The sequence below is a fragment of the Bacillus sp. UNC438CL73TsuS30 genome (assembly GCF_000482325.1).
In the GTDB taxonomy this organism is placed as follows: Bacteria; Bacillota; Bacilli; order Bacillales; family Cytobacillaceae; genus Neobacillus.
The window spans coordinates 756,353-776,473 of sequence record NZ_KI535295.1 but is presented as its reverse complement, the minus strand read 5'-3'; the positions used below and the strand labels follow the sequence as shown (position 1 = coordinate 776,473).

Genomic DNA, 20,121 nt, shown 5'->3' with positions numbered 1-20,121 from the left:
GATTATGGCATATTATGTTAAAATGGGCCGCATTCCCCATAAACGGCATACGCAATTTCGTCAAGAAGACGGAAGTCTTTATTATGAACAATTAATGGGTACGAAAGGCTTCTCTAGCATTCAATCACTTATCTATCATATTAATCAGCCAACACAAGTTAAAAAGGCGGAAAAAATTTGTGATGTTCGTTATGAATTTGAAGAAAGAGGACCTTTAAGACATCGTCATTTTCGTACTTGGAAAACAGAAGTTGGCGGTGATTTTCTATCCGCACGCAAGATTTTCATGGCAAACGATGATCTCGCACTTGGTGTGGCACGCCCTAATCGCCAGATGGAATATTTTTATCGTAACGGCGAGGGCGATGAAATGTTATTTGTTCACGAAGGAACCGGTAAAATTGAAAGTATTTTTGGGGAGTTAAGTTTTGGTCCTGGGGATTATCTGGTAATACCTATTGGTACTACCTACCGTGTCGTTTTGGAGTCAGAAGAAGCACGCTTCCTAATTGTTGAATCAAATTCTTCCATTGTAACTCCGAAGCGCTATCGGAATGAGTTTGGCCAACTTCTCGAACATTCTCCTTTTTGTGAGCGCGATATCCGGACACCGGAACGATTTGAACCAAAAAATGAAAAAGGTGAATTTGAAATACGCGTCCGGGCACAAGGAATGATTACTTCCTATACGTACGATTTCCATCCGCTTGATGCAGTTGGATGGGATGGATATTTATATCCTTATGCATTCAGTATCCATGATTTTGAACCAATAACTGGCCGTGTTCATCAGCCGCCACCTGTTCATCAGACCTTTGAAGGATACAATTTTGTCATTTGTTCATTTGTTCCTCGTCTGTATGACTATCATCCAGAGGCGATTCCTGCTCCCTATGTACACAGCAATGTAGATAGTGATGAGGTACTCTATTATGTGGATGGTGATTTTATGAGCCGGCGCGGGGTTGATGAAGGTTCCATCACCCTTCATCCGTGCGGACTTGCGCATGGGCCGCATCCAGGAAAAATTGAAGAAAGTATCGGTAAAAAAGAGACTCGCGAACTTGCAGTCATGATTGACACCTTCCGGCCACTTTATATTGTAAAACATGCCCACGATCTAGAAGTTGAGGATTATATGAGCAGTTGGTTACCTAAATAGAACAAAAAAACAGTCATAAATAAGTTGCACTTGACTTTGTTGCATATGCTGCACCCGGGACATATACATTAGTAGGAGATAAGGTAGATCCACTAAAAAACAATTCATAGATCCAATTCGAATTGATTGGGTCACAGGAAAAGCCTTGTTACTTCACCAGGACTGTGTACTTCAAACTGTTAACCAAGCAACGTAAAATACCACCTTGTAAGAACCAAGGTGGTATTTTACGTTATTTATGAAAGTTTAAGACATTATTCTTCTATTCCCCTACTATTTTGGCATCCTTTAACAGATCATCTGTTAATTTGACTCCTTCCTGCTCAGCCGCTTTTTTATTAATCATCAGCTGAAGGTTTTCTGGGAAACCAACAGGAATTTCGCTTGGTTTCTTACCCTTTAGAATTTCCACAGCCATTTTCCCGGTAGTGTAACCAAGGTCATGGTAGTCAAAACCATACGATGCAAAGGTTCCTCGTTTGACGGAATCCCCTTCACCTACAAAGGTTGGGATCTTTTTCGCATTCGCTACTTTGATAACAGATTCAAGAGCAGATACGACAGTGTTGTCCTTTGGAATATAAAGTACATCTGCACGTCCCACCAAGGATTCAGCTGCCTGCTTTACTTCGGAACTAGTAGAAATCGTCACTTCAACAGATTCAAGCCCTGCTGCCTTAATGGCTTCATTAGCTTTTTTCACATTGACAACTGAGTTAGGTTCACCATTGTTATAAATGATACCCACCTTCTTGGCATCTGGAATAAACTTTTTAATGGCAGCAATCGTATTCTTGATTGCTTCTGGGTGTGTATCAGAGGTTCCTGTTACGTTACCACCCGGCTTATCAAGGCTTTGAACCAGTTGAGCCCCAACCGGATCGGTAATGGCGGTAAATAAAACTGGAATATTCTTCGTTGATTTTACAACCGCCTGTGCACTAGGAGTAGCAATTGCCAAAATAAGATCATCCTTGTCGTCCACCAATTTTTGAGCAATCGACATATTGGTATTCATGTCCCCTTGGGCATTTTGGTAATCAAGCTTCAAGTTCTTTCCTTCTTCATACCCGGCATCCTTTAGTGCTTTGATAAAACCTTCTCGTGCAGCATCAAGAGATGGATGCTCGACAAGCTGTGTAATGCCTATCTTCACAACCTTCTCTTTTTTCTCCCCAGCTGTTTCCTTGCTTCCTGCTCCGCATGCGGAAAGCAATAATAGCAATCCACAAATGATGATGGCAAAACTTTTCTTCATCTTCTTCCTCCCCAATTTCTTTGACTACATATGTACTTTCTTTTAAAAAAATTGATAAAGTAGTCTTCTATTTTTCTATTGCTAGAAATTTATAATATTCAGATTTTAACATTATTATTGGTATAGGACAATATAATTTTAGGAATTTTTTGTCAAATTACATAGCATTTTCGACAGCGACATGATTGAGCCAAGAAAACAAAGGCGTATATAATGTAAAAAGCCCCTTTTTGAAAGGGGCAAGATTAAAATTATTTAGATTATTGGACAGGGAACCCGTCATCAATGGTTATTAACATTTATTACTAATTAGTAGAAAAACTAAATAGCTTCTCTAACTCTCGAACAATTATTTGATTGTCCGCCTCAATAACCTCTAGATATTGCGGTTTATTAAACAATTGACTGATTTGTTCCGGGAAAGTCTGCTTAATACCACAACGTTCAATTGACTCATTAAATTTAGCTGGATGAGCAGTTGCAAGAGTGACACAAACCTCATTCTGTTCATTGCATGCTTCATATGCAGCAACCCCGCAAGCTGTATGTGGATCTAATAAATAGTTCGTTTCATCATTGTACTTCTTAATCGTTTCTAAGCATTCTTCTCCCACTACTCCATGTGCGGCAAAGTCCTTTTTAACTTGAAAGAGCAGCTCCTCAGTTACGGCAATTTTTCCTTCTGCCTTGAATTGATTCATTAACTCCGTTACTTTTTCTGGATTTTCACCAACTAAGTAGTACAGATAACGTTCGAAATTGCTGGCAACTTGGATATCCATCGATGGGCTGAAAGTGCTTTGGAACTCACCTGGCTTGTACACTCCCTCATGAATAAATCCTTCTAAAATATTATTTTCATTTGTTGCGACAATAAGCTTTCCAACTGGAAGGCCCATTTTCTTTGCTAGATACCCCGCAAAGATATCTCCGAAGTTCCCTGTTGGGACACTGAAGTTAACACTTTTTGCGTTTGTCTCTTTTGCCACTTGGAAATATGCATAAAAATAATATACAGTTTGCGCTAAAATTCGGACAAAGTTAATTGAATTTATGGCACGAAGATGATATTTATTTTTAAATTCAACATCAGCAAACAGTTCCTTAATAATTCTTTGGCCATCATCGAACGTACCATTTATCGCAAGATTCAAGACACTTTCGTCATGAACGGTCGTCATTTGCAATTCTTGTACCTTACTTACTTTTCCATGTGGATGTAAAATACAAATTCTAATTCCTTCTTTTCCTCTCACGCCCTCAATGGCTGAAGCACCAGTATCCCCTGAGGTGGCACCAAGAATATGAATGGTTTCACCTGTTTTCTTGGAAATATAGGAATATAAATTTCCTAAGAATTGTAGTGCAATATCTTTGAAAGCAAAGGTCGGACCGTGGAATAATTCCAGCACATACATGTGATCCTTCACTTTTTTGACAGGTGTTACCTCCGGATGGCGAAAAGTTGCATAGCTTTTCTCGATTAGTTCCTTTAGCTCGTTATCCGGTATTTCCCCCTCTACATAATAGGAAAAGATTTCATATGCTAGTTCTTGATACGTAAGCTTAGACATTTCCTGCAGTTTTTCAGCAGGAATTTGCGGGATTTTTTCTGGGACTAAAAGCCCACCGTCATTTGCCAGCCCCATTAAGACTGTATCAATAAAACCAATTTTACTTACATTTCCGCGTGTACTTACAAAGTTCATAGGTGATCCTCCAAGCTAATATTATGTATTACTATCGTTACTCAAAACTGGTCGTAAGTCAATATAAAATGCCTGAATATTTCGCTTTTATTTCTACCTTTATATTCCACAAAACTTTCCTTAATAATGGGAAAACTAGATCTATCTTATTTGGAGGGTGAACAAAAGATGACGTTAAAACAGCAAAAAATAGATGTGACCGAACGTGTAACGGGAAAAATTAAAAATGGTGAAATGGAATTATATCTAGAAAATACCTGTATTGGAAAAATAAAGCTTTCTGGAAATCTTCAATACGATTTGGAACATCATTTTGAGGCGGATCAGCAAAAAATATACCAGCACGTTACCGTAACCGAAGGCACAGATGCCAAATATACGGATTGTGATGATGGCGGCTGGTGTTAACCAGCTATTAAATTTAAAAGGCCTAGATTTTGACTTCCAAAACCTAGGCTTTTTTATATAGAAGAATTTAGTTGGGTAATATGATGAAAAACTCTTCTAATTATTCTCAGATTGAAATTAAATTTTTCTTAGAAATGAGGCAGTAAATTTAATAGCAGTGCCATAACCAATCCTACCAGGCCTATGATTGATTGAATAATGGTAATCGTTTTAAAAGTTTCTCCCATTGACATTCCAAATGATTCTTTTACTAACCAGAAGCCTGCATGATTAGCGTAGTTAAAGAATAAGGAACCTGCACCAATGGCTACCACTAATAATTCCTTATTAATGCTTGGGTCTGATCCAACTAGCGGTGCTAACAATCCTGTAGCTCCAACAATCCCCACGGTAGCAGACCCTGTTGTGACAGATAATAAAGCAGCGATCAGCCAACCGATTGCAATTGCAGAGAGTTTCATTCCCGAAGAAAGATGGATGATTGCATCACCGACATGGGAATTAACAAGTACCTTTGCAAAGGCACCACCCCCGGCGATGATTAATAAGATACTCGCAATAGGCTTAAGGCTCGAACCAAATGAATCTCGAAGCTTTTTTGTATCGACTCCGCGTCCATATCCCAATAAAATGATCCCTACGATTAAACCAATAAGCAAAGCAATAACGGGCTCTCCAATGAATTCAGTGATTTTATTAAACAAAACCGAATTCTTAAACACAGTTTCAGCTAATGTACGACTTAACATGATAACCATTGGCAGCAAAATTACTACAAATGAGGTTACAGTTGAAACCGGACGTTGTTCTACAGTTGCCGCCATAAATTTTGAGGGGTCAATTGATACTGATGTTTTCTCTGATGCTACGGAGGCAGCGGTATATTGCTCTAATAAAAGTTGGTCGGGACGAACGGTCATCCGTGGAGCAATAAATTTACCATATACAGGCCCCGCCAGGATCGCTGAAGGAATTGCACAGATAAGACCATAAATCATCGTACCCCCTAAATTCGATTTAAACCCTTCAATTGCAACAAGTGGACCTGGATGCGGCGGTACCATACCATGCATGGTTGCTAGGGCAGCTATCGCAGGTACGCCTATATAAATGAATGCTGAACCTTTTATATTCCCTTGCTTTTCCACTTGGGCTGCGACCGAGAAGACAAGTGGTAAAATCATGATCAATCCCACCTCAAAGAACATGGGGATTCCAATAATAAACGCTGCCGCACCGATTAACCATGGTAAGGTTCGCTTGGTGGATCGTTTTAAAATGACCGACGCGATTTGATCAGTTGCACCGGAATCTCCCAATAGTTTTCCAATCATGGCACCTATTGCGACCTGCAGACCGACCCCTCCAAGAGTATGACCAGCACCGTCTTCAATGGAAGTGACAATGGTTTCAGCATCAAGACCTGATGCAAACCCTACACCAATTGATACCACCAATAATGCTAACATTGGGTGGAACCGTAATTTTGAAACAATAAGGAAAACAAGCAGCAAAATACCACTTACTGCAACAATGAGCAAAGAAATATCATGACCTGTCATAAACTGCACCCCTTTTAAAATCGTAAAATATTGAATTTGAACCTTTGAGCAAGAGAGCGCTCTCAAATCTCCCTAAAATAACTAGATAACGCTTTCAAACCGTCGTTTGAAGAAGCTATTAAGATAACTGTATAGTTTAGGCAGAAAAAATAAAATATTATCTAAATTAGTTGAATTAAAATAATAAACTCAAAATTTACATTTACTGTAAATACAAAAGAAAACAAAAAAGAGATTGGCTTTCACCAATCCTCAGGTCATCATTTCTTTTTCCATTTGTATTTACGTTCTGGCCGCCCCACCGAACCATACTGGATATCTACTTCCATTTCATTAATGGATGAAAGATATTCTAAGTATTTTCGTGCAGTGGAATCTGTGATTCCAAGAAGGACAGCTAACTCCTCTGCACTTACACTCCCTTTTTCAAAATAAAGCTTGTCACGGACTCTCATCAATGTAAATCGATCGATGCCTTTAGGAAGTTGTTTTTCTTCCCTTAGTTTAGGAGTAGCAGGGTCTGCTAAGGAGAAAAAGGCATCGATTTCCTTCTGAACCATGGTTTTTTTAATCTGAAGCTTCTCCATCGTTAACTTATATCTAGTCAATTCATTCGTGAATTTCTTAATATCAATCGGTTTAATTAAATAACTAAAAACTCCTCCTCGAATCGCCTCTGTAACGGTTTCTGCGTCATTTGCAGCGGTGATGGGAATTATATCAATCCCCCGAAATTTCATTCTGATTACCCGAAGTAAGTCGATACCATTCATATCCGGCAGATAAATGTCTAACAAAATTAACTGGGGCCTAAATGTATGAAGATAGCCAAGCGCAACCTCCCCTGAATTTGCAATAGCAGAAACTTCAAATCCCTCTATTTTTTCGGTGAATTGTTTATAAATACTTGCTGCAACCGGATCATCTTCAATAATTAAGACCTGAATGGAGTTTCCTGCCATATACATTCTCCTTTATCTTTTAGGAACCACAAGTGTGAATTTTGATCCGCCCAAAAAGCTACTCGTAATGTAGACTTGTCCATTTAATTGCTCAAGGGAATTCTTGACGATGCTTAGACCAATACCGCGATTTTTCCCTTCTTTGGTTGTATATCCCTCTTTAAAAATAGAATTTTGTTTTTCGTTTGGAACACCGGATCCATTATCTTGAATATCAAAAACAAGATCCCTGCCAATATCGGTAAAAGAAACGGTTACCATTGCCCCTTCTTCATGTTTTTCCTTTGCAGCTTCCATTGCATTATCAATAATATTACCGATAATGGAAACAAGAAGCTTCGTATCCATTGATTCAGGAATCTCAGAAAGAAGACTTTCTTGATCAATTTTCAATTCTACCTTTAACTCCTTAGAACGATTAATTTTTCCAAGTAAACAAGCTACAAGGAAGGGGTCTTTAACCGCTGTCATTAGAAAAACAATGGTGTCTTGTCGATCCTCCACTTCACTGGAGATGAGTTCCCTCGCTTTATCGTATTCTTCAATACTTAACAATCCATATATCGTATTTAATTTGTTTAAAAATTCGTGGTTGAGTGCCCTAATGTTTTCGGAATAAGATTTAATTTTTGATACCTCATCAAACAATTGTTCAATTTCAACTTCCGTCCGGATTGTTAGGACGACTCCCGCAATATCGTTGATTTGAGGTACGATTGAAAAATCAATTACATACACCTGCCCCCCCAGAAGAACCTTTTGATTCGATCTTCCTGCTTTGGCCTCAATAACATCTTGAATCATCTCTCTTAGCCGAGAATTCCGAATAATCGAATCATTCAGCGGGAAATTTACCGAAAGCAACTCGCGTGCTCTTTTGTTCATGGATAATACACGAAAATCTTTATCTACTGCAATGATTCCATCCCGAATCGATTCAAGAATTGCTTCCTTTTCTTTAAAAACATAGGAAATCTCCTCGGGTTCCAGACCAAACATTTTCCGTTTTATTCTCCTTGCAATAGAAAAAGAAGCTGCTACTCCCATTGCCAGTAACAATAGAGCCAGTACAATAATTTCTTCTCTATAGGTAAGAATTCTTTTTTTTACATCCACCATTAAGAAGCCGACAGAGGATACACCGATTATTTTTCCCTTTTCATTTAGAATAGGGGTTTTAGCCTTGATTGCAGGACCGGAGATCCCTTCACCAAAATATACAACGGAGATGTGTTGCTTAAAAACAGGCTGATTGCTCGTACCCATTGATTTACCAATATATTTTCGATTAGGGTGGGAATAACGGATTCCCTTTTTGTTTCCTATCACGATATAACTTGCACCTGTTTGCTTTCTCATCCTCTCTGTAATCGGTTGAATTTCCTTTGATGGGTTGTCGCTTTTAAAAGCACGAATGATCCTATCATCCTGTGCAGCTAATTTTGCTACAGACATTGCCTCATGACCAAGATATTGTGTTGAAAGATCATCGATTATTTTCGTAAAAAATATAGCTGCTAGTATCGTAGTAGCGCAAATAACAATTGATATGTGCAATACCATCTGAGTAAATAATTTCAATTTCATGTTGGGTAATTTCATAAACTTCTCTCCAAGATTGAAAGCGTATAATATTTCTAGTATATCAAATAGGATTTAACGAAAAGCTATGATTTTTTTATTTGTTTACCAATATACAAAAAGGAGCTGCTCAAATCATTTGAGCAGGTCCATAAATAACCTATTAAAATTTCACCTTATAGGTCTTATTTCGTTAGTTTTCTTCGATCTCTCTACGATTTTTCTTAAATAATTTAGAGAGAACCTCATATACAATTGGTACAACCACTAAGGTTAATAAGGTCGAACTTGTTAAACCGCCGATAACGGTAATAGCAAGACCTTTTGAGATTAAACCTCCGCCACCTTCTCCCAACGCTAATGGGATTAACGCACCAACGGTAGCAATGGCTGTCATCAGGATTGGACGTAGGCGTGTTGCTCCGGCTTCTAAAACTGCATTACGCATACTCAATCCGTCACGTTCCATATGAATAATCCGGTCTACCAGAACGATTGCATTCGTGACAACGATCCCGATTAACATCAGCAGCCCCATCATAACGGATACAGATATGGTTTCACCTGCGATATATAAACCAACAAATGAACCGATGACGGCAAACGGTAACGAGAACAGGATCGCAAATGGTGCTACACCCTCGCGGAAGGTTACCACAAGGATGAAATATACGATAGCAATTGCAGCAGCCATGGCTGCACCAAGTTTGGTAAATGTATCAGACATATCTGCCTGGACACCGGCAACACTAACTGTAACCCCTTTTGGTAAATCTAGTTTATCCACTTTTTTACCTACTTCAGATGTTACCTTTGAAATATCCTTCCCTTTCACTTTTCCAGAAACAGTTGCGTAGTATTCACCTTTACTGCGTGAAAGCGTATTTAAGGTTGTTCCTTTTTTGACTTTGACAAGCTCGGAAAGAGGGACAGTTTTACCAATAGCTGTTGGGATTTGTTTATCTAACATATCCTCAATCGATTTAGGCTCCTTCTGTTGTTCCTGCTGAACAATTACATCTAATGCGTTACCGTCCTTTTCTACAGTAGTTAATACATTCTCCGTTTTTTGCGGACTTAACATTCCAACGAGCTGACCTGTTGTTAATCCATATTTAATCAATTCATCTTGTGCCACACGGAAGGTGTACTCCACATAAGGATCTTCTGCACTTGAAGTCACATCTTTCAAACCGTTATTCTTTTGTAAAACAGCTTCTACTTTATCAACAGATTGATAAAGTTTATTTAAATCTTCACTATAGAGAGTATAGCTGACCTCATCATTAGAACCAGACATCGAAGAGAAGTTCTGACTCTTCCATTTTCCTGATTGATTTATACCCGCTACATACTTTTCAATTTCCTCTTTCACTTTCGGGAAATTCTTCGTATTCGGATCAAAGATTAGGTACATTAAACCTCCGCCGCCTGCCCCGCCAAACATTGCGGTTGACGTGTCTCCAGCTTCTGTAACTGATACTTGAACGATATCAATATCATCACGTTTTTGCATTTTTTCTTCAACTGCTTTGACGTTTGCTAATGTATCTTTACGAAGTTCGCCCGCTTTTGGAGTATACGTTAAGTACATCACCTTATCTTCTTGGCTCCCCATAAAACTAAAGCCGATTAACGGGGTTAACGCCAAACTCCCTGCTAATAAAAGGATCGCTAGGATAGAAGCAATTACTTTATGGTTAAGCGACTTGTTAAGAAAACCTTTGTACCATTTTGCTAATTTACCAACTTCTTTATGTTGTTTTTCTGTCTTTTCACCATATAATTTTTTCTTAAATAAGAAGTGAGATAAAGCAGGAACGATGGTAATGGCCACAAGTAAGGAAGCCCCAAGCGAAAACGCCATCGTCAATGCAAACGGTGCAAATAGCTCCCCGACCATGCCGCCAACGAAAATCAGCGGCGCGAATACTGCAACCGTTACCAAGGTTGATGAAAGGATTGGTTTGAACATTTCAATGGTGGCCTCACGAATAAGAGCCCGTCCATTTAATTGCTCTTCTTTTAAATGTAATCGTCGAAAAATATTTTCAACAACAACGATGGAATCATCGATTACACGGCCAATCGCAACGGTAATCGCTCCAAGAGTCATAATATTAAGCGTAATATCCATCCAATGCAGAATCATTAGCGCCATAAAAATAGAAACGGGAATCGAGACGATTGAAATAATCGTTGATTTAAAATCACGCAGGAAGAGAAGGATGATTAATACAGCAATCAACCCACCAAATACCGCTTTTTCAATCATCGTTGTAATGGACTCTTGGATCGGTTTTCCTTGGTCAAGGGTAACATCAATCGCAAGTCCATCGACTTTTGCTTTTTCATCTTTTATGACCTTTTTCACCTTGTTCACAACATCAACAGTGTTAGCTTGTTGACCTTTGACAATTTGGATCGCAATTGCCTCTTTGCCATTTGTACGTGAAATGGACTGCACTTTACCCACTACATGAATTGAAGCAATGTCGCTTAGTTTCACAAAGGGCGAACGATTGGCTGCAGATGGTGTGACAGGAATGAGCATGCTCTTTAATTCTTTCACTGTCATGAACTTGCCGTCGATTGATACCGCTTGTTCACCTTTTTTAAACTCATATAATCCTAATGATACAGCCATATTACTTGCTTGAATCATTTGTTTGACTTTATCTTCTGTTAAACCGAATTGAGCCATTTTGGACTTGTTATACGTTAAGTCTACTTCATCAATGTGCTGACCTGTGATGGTTGCATCAGCAACACCCTCAATTTTCTCGATTTTCGGAAGTAAACTATCTTCAACTGTGGAAGTCAATCCAACAATATCCTCTTTGGAACTACTGACACTCAGGGCCACAACCGGCATCATGTTCATGCTAATCGCAGATGTTGTCGGCTCTTTTGCCCCCTCTGGTAATTTCACATTATCTAATGCAGATTTTAGTTCCCGTTTTGCTTCGTCCATATCAATACCATACTCGTATTCCACCTGGATACTAGCCATGTTAGAATAGGAATTGGAATAAACGGACTTTACGTGATCAAGACCCTCTACTGCCTTTTCGATTGGCATTGATATATCTTCCATTACATTCTTGGGAGTCGCTCCCGGGTAAACATCCGTTACCATTAAGTAAGGAATCGATATATTCGGTATGGTCTCCATGTTCATTCTTGTGCCTGAATAAATACCAGATACCGTAATGATGATCGTGAGCAGCCAGACTGCTAATTTATTATGAAGAACAAAATTAACTAACCCTTTCACTTTTGCACCTACCCATAATTGACTTAATAAACTCAATTCCTTATAATAATGACCATTCGGTCAATTGTCAAACGAAAGGTAATAGGAGTGCGATTTAATGGTTAAAAGACAACTAATTATGGAAAAGGCTTTAGAACTCTTTGCCAAGCAAGGATTTGAGGCCACTTCTGTACAACAAATAACTGATTATTGCGGCATATCCAAGGGGGCCTTTTACCTTTCTTTCAAGTCAAAGGACGAATTAATTATCGCATTAATTGATCAATTTATGATGCAGATTATTTCTGATATTGACTACATAGTCATAAATTCGAAGGTTGAAGAGCTTTTATATGATTTTTATTATGCTATTTACTATAATTTTCAGAAGCATTCGGATTTTGCAAAGGTTATTATGAAAGAGCAGTCACAAACTCTTAATAAAGAACTCATTTTGAAAATGAAGTATTATGATAAATTAATGGAAAAAAGTATCCTTTTGATGATCGAACGGTTATATGGAAATGAAGTGGAAAAAATACAATATGATTTAATGTTTTGCATTAAGGGATTTATGAATACTTACTCACAATTTTTTGTATTCTACAATGTTCCATTAGATTTGCATTTACTCTCGGAATCATTAGGGGAAAAAACAACCATATTGGCTCAGCATATGACCCTTCCATTTGTTTCTAGGGAACTCCTTCATATGCTGGAGCCGCTGAATGAGGAAATCACGAAGGAACAAATTCTTGAGAATCTTGAACACATAATAGGGGAAATGGATGAATCGATTGAAAAAGAATCATTAACCCTATTAAAACAGGAACTGCAAGAACCAGTATACAGCTTAGCGATCGTAAAAGGGTTAGTGGAAAATATTCGAAATCATCCGCATTGTAAATGGGTCTCTTATTTGCTTCGCCGGTATTATGGATGTTAAAAACTAACGATTAATCTCTTCTTCCTATCGCTAAAAGCCCTTTTTGCTAAACCGGGATTCCCGCCTTAGCAAAAAAGGCTCAACTCAACTTAGTATTCAATCACAAAGTACGATAAAATACAGATACTTTATTCCTTACTATTATTTCTAAATTGATCATAGTCTGTTTTAATATAATGAAAGGCTGCAGAGTTCCCGCCATGGTCTGGATGGGTTATTTTTAATAATTTTTTATAGCTTGTTACGATTTCTTTTTCGTTTGCTGTTTTGGAAAGACCTAATTTTTGACGATAATGATTCGTTCTAGGTTGTGGGGTACTTGGTTTCCTCTCAGGGTTTCTTTTCATTCCATAAGAAGGGTCTTGTTTTAATTTTAAAATTTCATTACGTAATTCCCTGTTTTCTTTTAGTAAATTCATACTTTCGTTCTGTAGTTCACTTTTTTCACTCTCTAGGATGCCAACTTCCCTATTTAATTTATCTCTTTGTTGTTTTAATGTGTAAATGGAAGTTTTGTGGAGTTGCTCCATTCCTTTAATATGTTCATTTTGTGCATTAATTTTTTCTTTTAATTGCTGGATTATCTTCAATTGATCTTGAGGATTATTTAAAAATTGATTAGTCACTGCTTTACTCGGTTCAGCAGTGGCGTCCTTCTTCCTATTCCTCACGTTTTTAATTTTTCCTTCACTCAACCAGCGCCCAACAATTTGTGCACTGTCGCTTTCAGTAACTCCAGCATCCTTTAACATGGTTAATGCTTGGTCCATATTATCAATTATGTATTCATTATTCCGATTTCCTTTTCCTTCGAAATAAATCTTTCTTTCCCGTAACCATCGTCTAATCGTTTCAATACTGGTTTCTTCTTTGACGCCAGCATCCATTAAAAGGGCATAAGCTTGATCTGTATTCACAATATTCTCCTTCCTCTTTTTCTATTTATTTCTTAATACTATATAAGGAAATGAAAAAAGTGAATGGATAAAAAAGACTATTCAAGACCCTCAATACACTACTCTTTTTCAAATAACTGTAAAATAAAAATACAATAATCCTATTTTGTTTGGACATAACTTATTGAACAATATATGTACTTTTTGGTAAAAATCACAATAACAAACAAATGTGGATTATAATTTAAACAAACACCTTCACTTGTCAGGGAGATGGAGAAAATGAACACACTATTTATTCAATTAACATGGTGGGAAATTGCTTTATTGGGAATTTACTCATTTTACACAGTGATCAGGGCGTTTTGGATTTTTGACAGCGGCTTACGGCAGGCAACCATCGGAAAGAGCAAGGATATAAAGTTATATCACATCTTATGGTCTGTCATCGATATCCCTGCCATTATTTTAGGGACACTATTTCCTTTATTTAAAAGACTATTTTCCATTACAGTTGTACACTTAAAACATTAAGGTATATATAGGTAAATTGTAAAGAACCGCATGTGAAAATTCACCGTGCGGTTCCGTATGTGAATCTCCATTTAATGAACTTAGCAAGATTTTAGATACTCTATAATTCAATCATAAAAAAGGACTATCCAAATAGATAGCCCTGAAATTTAAATCTAGTGTTATCCTAACCGGAAAACAATCCCGTGGCCGCCCTTCGGATACTCCCATTTTATATTTTGATGAGGACAGCCAATCCGGCAGCTGCCACATTCATGACAGCCTTCGTACCCAACATGCATGCGGATATCTTCCCATTTATAAACCTCTGCCGGACAAAAAATGGTACAGATTTTATCAGGGCATGACGTTAAACAAATATCATTATCTTTTACATGAAGATGTGATTTTGTATCTGCGTTAAAGCGAACGAGATATTGCTTTTCTTCGATGGACTGAAATTTTTTCTGTTCACTCATTATTTCATCACCTTCCAGGCTTTATAAACATCGCGGGCAAGTTTCATCTTCTCTTTCGCAGATCCTAGGCCTCTTACGACTTTCTTTTGTTTCTCCCATTTGGACGATCCATCAACGGTAAACATTTGACTTGCAGCTTTATTGATCATCGGAATATACTCTTCAAAATATTGCGGGAATTTATTAAAATGATGGGTTGAATCTTTATATTTTTTCATGTCCTGGCCGACAAATCCTGAAAATAATTTTTCTTTATAATGGCTCAGCATACTTTCAGAAAAGTTTTCTGATTGCATTGCTAAAAGAACCGTTTCCGCTGCCAGTCTGCCAGAAGTCATCGCCAAGTTCGAACCTTCCCGATGAATCGCATTGACCAACTGGGAAGCATCCCCGATGACGATGACACCGTTGCCGACAATTTTCCCCATCGAATTAAATCCGCCTTCTGGAATCAAGTGAGCTAAATACTCTGCCGGCTCACTTCCTTGAATATACGGGCGGATCATCGGATGGTTTTTTACATATTCAAGTAAGTCATATGGTTTAATTTTATGTTTAATCATCCCGGATAGAAGTGTCCCTACACCAATGCTTAATGTATCTTTATTGGTATACAAAAACCCTGTGCCGAGAATTCCTTTTGTAGCATCTCCAAATAATTCAATCGTGCAGCCCTGATTTTCTTCAAGGTTGAAACGGTCTTCAATGATTTTTTTATCAAGTTTCAAAATTTCCATTGTGGCCAAGGCCGTTTCTTCTGGTTTTAGCTCCTTGTGAAACCCGAGCTTTTGGGCCAATAGTGAGTTCACCCCGTCTGCTAAAACGACCACATCTGCATAAATATCTCCGTCTGGGCGATCTGTTCGGACACCGACTACCTTTCCATTTTCAACAATACATTCTAATACGACGGTTTCGCATACTAAAATTGCACCTTGCTCGACCGCCTTCTCGGCAAACCACTGATCAAAATTTGCTCGTAATACGGTAAAGTTATTGTAGGGTTCCTTGGCCCACTCCAAACCCTTATAACTAAAGGTGACAGCAGACTCCTTATCCATCATCATAAATCGCTGCTCAACGATCGGACGTTCAATAGGAGCCTCCTTATAGAACTCCGGGATAATATCCTCCATCATTTTTCGATAAAGGACACCCCCCATGACATTTTTGGAACCTGGGTACTCTCCTCTTTCAATAAGCAAGACGTTTGCACCGCCTTTTGCTAAATCATGGGCACAGGAGATCCCAGCAGGCCCTGCCCCGACGACTATACAATCAAACTTCTCCGGCATAGCTCTCTACCTCCTCTCTTGATAATGCTTTCTTAAACTGTTCTATTAATATTGGGACAATCTGAAAGGCATCACCGACAATTCCATAGTGACAAGATTGGAAAATTGGCGCTTCCGGATCTTTATTTATGGCAATGATCAAACCGGAGTTTTTCATCCCAACGACATGTTGAATCGCTCCGGAGATTCCTATTGCAAAATAAATCTTTGGCGTGACCGTTACACCGGTCTGCCCAACTTGGTGAGGATGAGCGATCCACCCCGCTTCCACTACATCCCGGCTGGCACCGACAGCTCCGCCAAGCGTTTCGGCTAAATGGTGAACTAACTGAAACCCTTCTGCACTCCCCAACCCTTTTCCCCCGGCAACGATAATATCTGCCTCGTCGATTCGGACCTTTTTTGTGGTTTCCTTCACAATTTCTAATACTTTTGTCCGAATATCATCTTCTTGTAAGGAAATAGTTTCTTCGATAATCTTGCCAGATCTGCCTGTTTGCGGAGTCAGCGCTTTCATGACCTTGGCACGGACCGTTGCCATTTGCGGGCGATATTTTTTACAAAGAATCGTCGCCATAATATTTCCCCCAAAGGCTGGGCGGCTGGCTAAGAGTAGACCGGTTTCCTCTTCCACATCCAACTCGGTCGTATCTGCTGTTAATCCGGTTGGCAAGTCGGTAGCGACCGCACTGGCTAGGTCTTTTCCAGTTGAGGTTGCACCGTAAAGGATAATTTCTGGTTTATATTTATTGGAACAATCTAGAAGCGCCTTCATAAAAGATTCTGTTCGGTAATGTTTAAAAATCGGCTGATCGTAGACATAGGCAGAATCCGCTCCATATTCAAAAATCGTCTTTGTTAAAGATTTAATATTTTCCCCTATTAAAACACCCGCCAGCTCACATCCACGTTTATCGGCCAATTTCCGCCCTGCCCCTAATAGCTCAAGAGAAACTGGAGCAATTACCCCGTCTTTTTCTTCGATAAATACCCAAACACCTGAATAATCTTTAAAATCCATCCATTATCCCTCCTTGACCGTAAACAATTCTTTCTTTTCAAGAATGACGGAAAGCAATTGGTCCACTTGTTCTAACGGATTGCCTTCAATCATCGTTCCCCCTGCTGGCGGCGGCGGGGCCCATACTTTCGAAACAATTGTTGGAGATCCTTTCAACCCAAGCTGTTTAATATCCACACCCTCCAAGTCATCAACAGACCAGATAACTGGCTCGTATTTCGCTGCTTTTAACATGTTCGAAAAAGAAGAATAGGGAACTTCATTGATGGTTTTTTCAACAGAAAATAAACAAGGTAAAGTGGATTTAATAACTTCAAACCCGTCCTCCAATTTGCGATGGACAATGGCATACCCCTCGTCTTTATTAATCTCCACTACTTTGTTCACCGACGTAAGCGGCGGGATATCGAGCCTCCTCGCAATTCCAGGGCCGACTTGACCGGTATCTCCATCAATGGTCATTTTCCCACAAATAACGAGATCGACTGGATTCGTTTTTGAAATCTTCTCCAGCGCTTTCGTAAGGGCATAACTGGTTGCTAACGTATCTGCTCCGGCAAATCTCCGGTCTGTGATCAAATACCCTTCATCTGCCCCTATTTCAATACATTTTTTAATTGCCTTTACCGCTGGCGGCGGACCCATCGTCAAGACAGATACCGTTCCTCCATACCTTTCCTTCAGACGAACTGCCTCTTCGACCGCATGAGCATCATAAGGATTTAAGATGGCTGGTGCCGTCCTGCGGTCCATGGTGTTGGTTTTTGGATTCATTTTAATGATTTTCGTGTCAGGTACTTGCTTAATACAGGCCACTATATGTAGCATTGAGTTCCTCCTTATCATTAGAAAAGCGCAAGGCATTAAAAAGAGGTTTGAGTAACTGCCTTTATGCTTTTCGGTATTTAGATTACATTACTTGGTTTGAATTGCTAGAACGGTGTGGAACCATTTATAAAAACTTAGAAAACTTGTACCGATTAAACACAATAGATGGTTATTCATTTTAACTATATTAAGGAAGTTGTACTAACATTCGAGTTTTCAGGTAAATTCTTTTTTATTTGGAATTATTAAACTTATCTGGTGCCTTCCGCTCCAATCAACTGGGTTAACACAGCCTTTTATTTAAAGGTGACAATTGATATTCATTTACCATACGTAATTAATCCTACATATTTAAACCCAAAAAAATCCCTCTAAAAAAAGAGGGATTCTGCATTAAACAACTGCTTCCTGTTTTAACGTCTTTACAATTTCTAATGATTTGATATGGTAGCCATCCACCTCAAGGACTTTAAATTCGTGATGACCATGACAAATAATTTCGCCTTCAGTCACGTCCATTTTTTGGGATAAAATCCATCCGCCAATGGTATCAATATCCTCATCGTCAATATCTAAACCAAATAAATCATTTATTTCTTCAATCAGAACTTTTCCGTCTACAATGGTTTTAAATTCATTAATTTTATTAATTTCCGGCACTTCATCTGCGTCAAATTCATCGCGTATTTCACCGACGATTTCCTCGAGTATATCCTCAACTGTCACTAATCCTGCCGTTCCGCCATATTCATCTAAAAGAATCGCCATATGAACACGTTCTTTTTGCATTTTCACCAATAAATCGTGGATAGGAATCGATTCAATTACCTGGATGACTGGTCGAACATAATGTTGAACAGAAGTTCCTAAACTCTTCCCTTTTATAAATTCGGTCATGACTTCTTTAATGTTCAACATCCCGACGATGTTATCCTTTTCTCCGTCAATGACTGGGTATCGCGTGTAATTTTCCTCTGTAACAATTTGAAGACATTCTTCTAATGACTGTGATTGATCAAATGCAACAATTTCTGTACGTGGAACCATAATTTCTTTTGCAAGTCGATCATCAAATTCAAAAATATTATTCACATATTTATATTCAGATTGATTAATTTCTCCGCTTTTATAGCTTTCTGAAATAATTAATTGAAGCTCTTCTTCAGAGTGAGCAGCTTCGTGTTCGGAAGCAGGTTTCAATCCAAAGATACCTGTAATCAAACGGGCTGAGCCGTTTAATGCTTTAATAAAGGGATACATAATTTTATAAAAAAGCATCATTGGTCTCGCAAAAAGTAATGTTACCGTTTCTGCTTTTTGTATCGCAAATGTTTTAGGGGCAAGTTCCCCTACTACGACGTGAATAAATGTGACTACAGCAAATGCGATAACGATGGATGCAATACTTGAAACGGATTCAGGCAAGTTAAGGTTTACTAATAAAGGATGCAGGATATGATCTACGGTGGGTTCACCTAACCAACCTAACCCTAATGCTGTTACGGTAATCCCCAACTGGCATGCGGATAAATATTCATCAAGATTCGAAACAATCCGTTTAGCCGCAATCGCATTCTTGTTTCCTTCACCAACAAGCTGATCAATTCGTGTACTGCGGACTTTCACAATGGCAAATTCATAGGATACGAAAAATGCCGTAAATGCAATTAAAATTGCAATGATCATTAAATTAACAAGTATCAATAATCTCCTTACTTACTAGTAAGTAAGGAATACACCTCCTAGTATTCTAAAACGTTTAATCAAATAATAATAACAAGGTCTGAGCCAGTATAACACCCTGTGAAGAAAGCTTTTTTACAAGCATTTCTTTTTCATTTTGGTTTAATTTTTGAAGAATTGGCTCAATCACCTTAATTTCCTCTTTAAGATGCCCCATAAGGATAGCAATTTGTTCACAATGTTTTTCTACTTTCACTTTATCGATCCCATTATCGGAATTTAGCATTTTAATAGAAGATTTAATTTCCTCAAGCGGCATATTAAGAGTTTTATAATGTTCAACCATTTCCAAGATTTTAATACAATCTTCCCCATACATTCGGTAATTAGAATCCGTTCTCACAGGGTTCAGTAAGCCTAATTGGGTGTAATAATCAATGGTTCTTTTGGAAATGTCCATTATGCGCGCTAATTCACCAATTCGATACAACTTCCCAACTTACTCACCCCTTTTTTGTTATGTTAACTATATCACAATCAAAACCATACAGTCAACGTGATA

17 protein-coding genes are annotated in these 20,121 nt (G+C 38.5%); 4 read left to right on the top strand and 13 right to left on the bottom strand.

Annotated elements, in window-relative coordinates; all coding sequences use genetic code 11:
• Window positions 1-4: 4 nt before the first annotated feature.
• Window positions 5-1,162, top strand: coding sequence for a homogentisate 1,2-dioxygenase (locus tag M028_RS0117570; protein ID WP_026575024.1), 1,158 nt, complete (start codon window positions 5-7; stop codon window positions 1,160-1,162).
• Window positions 1,163-1,424: 262 nt separating this feature from the next.
• Here M028_RS0117570 and M028_RS0117565 read toward each other — a convergent pair whose 3' ends face one another.
• Both M028_RS0117565 and thrC read right to left on the bottom strand, forming a co-directional pair.
• Window positions 1,425-2,420 (bottom strand): ABC transporter substrate-binding protein, encoded by a 996-nt coding sequence (locus M028_RS0117565; RefSeq protein WP_026575023.1) that lies wholly within the window; start codon window positions 2,418-2,420, stop codon window positions 1,425-1,427.
• A gap of 305 nt (window positions 2,421-2,725) precedes the next feature.
• Window positions 2,726-4,129: a threonine synthase gene (gene thrC / locus M028_RS0117560; RefSeq protein ID WP_026575022.1), complete on the bottom strand. Its 1,404-nt coding sequence runs from the start codon at window positions 4,127-4,129 to the stop codon at window positions 2,726-2,728.
• Between the two features lie 168 nt (window positions 4,130-4,297).
• Between thrC and M028_RS0117555 the strand changes: the two genes are divergently transcribed.
• Window positions 4,298-4,537: a YusG family protein gene (locus M028_RS0117555; RefSeq protein WP_026575021.1), complete on the top strand. Its 240-nt coding sequence runs from the start codon at window positions 4,298-4,300 to the stop codon at window positions 4,535-4,537.
• A 128-nt stretch (window positions 4,538-4,665) separates the two neighbouring features.
• On the opposite strand, the gene M028_RS0117550 is transcribed toward M028_RS0117555, so the two are convergent.
• The 4 genes from M028_RS0117550 to M028_RS0117535 all read right to left on the bottom strand — a co-directional run bounded on the left by M028_RS0117550 (window position 4,666) and on the right by M028_RS0117535 (window position 11,919).
• Window positions 4,666-6,099, bottom strand: coding sequence for a GntT/GntP/DsdX family permease (locus M028_RS0117550; RefSeq protein ID WP_026575020.1), 1,434 nt, complete (start codon window positions 6,097-6,099; stop codon window positions 4,666-4,668).
• Window positions 6,100-6,359: 260 nt separating this feature from the next.
• Entirely contained in the window at window positions 6,360-7,061 is a 702-nt protein-coding gene (locus tag M028_RS0117545; protein WP_026575019.1) for a response regulator, read from the bottom strand.
• A gap of 12 nt (window positions 7,062-7,073) precedes the next feature.
• Window positions 7,074-8,663, bottom strand: a complete 1,590-nt coding sequence (locus M028_RS0117540) for an ATP-binding protein (RefSeq protein ID WP_026575018.1) — start codon at window positions 8,661-8,663, stop codon at window positions 7,074-7,076.
• Window positions 8,664-8,835: 172 nt separating this feature from the next.
• Window positions 8,836-11,919 carry an efflux RND transporter permease subunit gene (locus M028_RS0117535; RefSeq protein ID WP_026575017.1) on the bottom strand — a complete coding sequence of 1,028 codons (3,084 nt, stop codon included), beginning with the start codon at window positions 11,917-11,919 and terminating at the stop codon, window positions 8,836-8,838.
• A gap of 97 nt (window positions 11,920-12,016) precedes the next feature.
• Here M028_RS0117535 and M028_RS0117530 point away from each other — a divergent pair, with 97 nt between their 5' ends.
• Window positions 12,017-12,844: a TetR/AcrR family transcriptional regulator gene (locus tag M028_RS0117530; RefSeq protein WP_026575016.1), complete on the top strand. Its 828-nt coding sequence runs from the start codon at window positions 12,017-12,019 to the stop codon at window positions 12,842-12,844.
• Between the two features lie 128 nt (window positions 12,845-12,972).
• Here M028_RS0117530 and M028_RS0117525 read toward each other — a convergent pair whose 3' ends face one another.
• Entirely contained in the window at window positions 12,973-13,761 is a 789-nt protein-coding gene (locus M028_RS0117525) for a hypothetical protein (RefSeq protein WP_026575015.1), read from the bottom strand.
• A gap of 261 nt (window positions 13,762-14,022) precedes the next feature.
• Here M028_RS0117525 and M028_RS0117520 point away from each other — a divergent pair, with 261 nt between their 5' ends.
• Window positions 14,023-14,274: a hypothetical protein gene (locus tag M028_RS0117520; protein WP_026575014.1), complete on the top strand. Its 252-nt coding sequence runs from the start codon at window positions 14,023-14,025 to the stop codon at window positions 14,272-14,274.
• A 161-nt stretch (window positions 14,275-14,435) separates the two neighbouring features.
• Here M028_RS0117520 and M028_RS0117515 read toward each other — a convergent pair whose 3' ends face one another.
• The 6 genes from M028_RS0117515 to M028_RS0117490 all read right to left on the bottom strand — a co-directional run bounded on the left by M028_RS0117515 (window position 14,436) and on the right by M028_RS0117490 (window position 20,049).
• The gene (locus M028_RS0117515) at window positions 14,436-14,732 is read right to left on the bottom strand and encodes a ferredoxin family protein (protein ID WP_026575013.1); all 297 of its coding nucleotides are present in this window, start codon (window positions 14,730-14,732) and stop codon (window positions 14,436-14,438) included.
• Window positions 14,732-16,027 (bottom strand): FAD-dependent oxidoreductase, encoded by a 1,296-nt coding sequence (locus tag M028_RS0117510; RefSeq protein WP_026575012.1) that lies wholly within the window; start codon window positions 16,025-16,027, stop codon window positions 14,732-14,734. The genes M028_RS0117515 and M028_RS0117510 overlap by 1 nt, the downstream gene beginning before the upstream one ends.
• Window positions 16,011-17,048 carry an electron transfer flavoprotein subunit alpha/FixB family protein gene (locus M028_RS0117505; protein ID WP_026575011.1) on the bottom strand — a complete coding sequence of 346 codons (1,038 nt, stop codon included), beginning with the start codon at window positions 17,046-17,048 and terminating at the stop codon, window positions 16,011-16,013. The genes M028_RS0117510 and M028_RS0117505 overlap by 17 nt, the downstream gene beginning before the upstream one ends.
• A 3-nt stretch (window positions 17,049-17,051) precedes the next feature.
• Window positions 17,052-17,876, bottom strand: coding sequence for an electron transfer flavoprotein subunit beta/FixA family protein (locus M028_RS0117500; protein WP_026575010.1), 825 nt, complete (start codon window positions 17,874-17,876; stop codon window positions 17,052-17,054).
• A 393-nt stretch (window positions 17,877-18,269) separates the two neighbouring features.
• A complete protein-coding gene (locus M028_RS0117495) occupies window positions 18,270-19,580 on the bottom strand; it encodes a hemolysin family protein (RefSeq protein ID WP_026575009.1) in 1,311 nt (436 codons plus the stop codon).
• 55 nt (window positions 19,581-19,635) lie between these two features.
• Entirely contained in the window at window positions 19,636-20,049 is a 414-nt protein-coding gene (locus tag M028_RS0117490; RefSeq protein WP_026575008.1) for a MerR family transcriptional regulator, read from the bottom strand.
• Window positions 20,050-20,121 lie beyond the last annotated feature (72 nt).

Coding starts and splice junctions, on each gene's coding strand:
- M028_RS0117540 (WP_026575018.1), bottom strand. CDS start 8,663: ATGAAATTACCCAACATGAAATTGAAATTATTTACTCAGATGGTATTG.
- thrC (WP_026575022.1), bottom strand. CDS start 4,129: ATGAACTTTGTAAGTACACGCGGAAATGTAAGTAAAATTGGTTTTATT.
- M028_RS0117505 (WP_026575011.1), bottom strand. CDS start 17,048: ATGGATTTTAAAGATTATTCAGGTGTTTGGGTATTTATCGAAGAAAAA.
- M028_RS0117510 (WP_026575012.1), bottom strand. CDS start 16,027: ATGCCGGAGAAGTTTGATTGTATAGTCGTCGGGGCAGGGCCTGCTGGG.
- M028_RS0117515 (WP_026575013.1), bottom strand. CDS start 14,732: ATGAGTGAACAGAAAAAATTTCAGTCCATCGAAGAAAAGCAATATCTC.
- M028_RS0117500 (WP_026575010.1), bottom strand. CDS start 17,876: ATGCTACATATAGTGGCCTGTATTAAGCAAGTACCTGACACGAAAATC.
- M028_RS0117555 (WP_026575021.1), top strand. CDS start 4,298: ATGACGTTAAAACAGCAAAAAATAGATGTGACCGAACGTGTAACGGGA.
- M028_RS0117530 (WP_026575016.1), top strand. CDS start 12,017: ATGGTTAAAAGACAACTAATTATGGAAAAGGCTTTAGAACTCTTTGCC.
- M028_RS0117520 (WP_026575014.1), top strand. CDS start 14,023: ATGAACACACTATTTATTCAATTAACATGGTGGGAAATTGCTTTATTG.
- M028_RS0117550 (WP_026575020.1), bottom strand. CDS start 6,099: ATGACAGGTCATGATATTTCTTTGCTCATTGTTGCAGTAAGTGGTATT.
- M028_RS0117570 (WP_026575024.1), top strand. CDS start 5: ATGGCATATTATGTTAAAATGGGCCGCATTCCCCATAAACGGCATACG.
- M028_RS0117565 (WP_026575023.1), bottom strand. CDS start 2,420: ATGAAGAAAAGTTTTGCCATCATCATTTGTGGATTGCTATTATTGCTT.
- M028_RS0117545 (WP_026575019.1), bottom strand. CDS start 7,061: ATGGCAGGAAACTCCATTCAGGTCTTAATTATTGAAGATGATCCGGTT.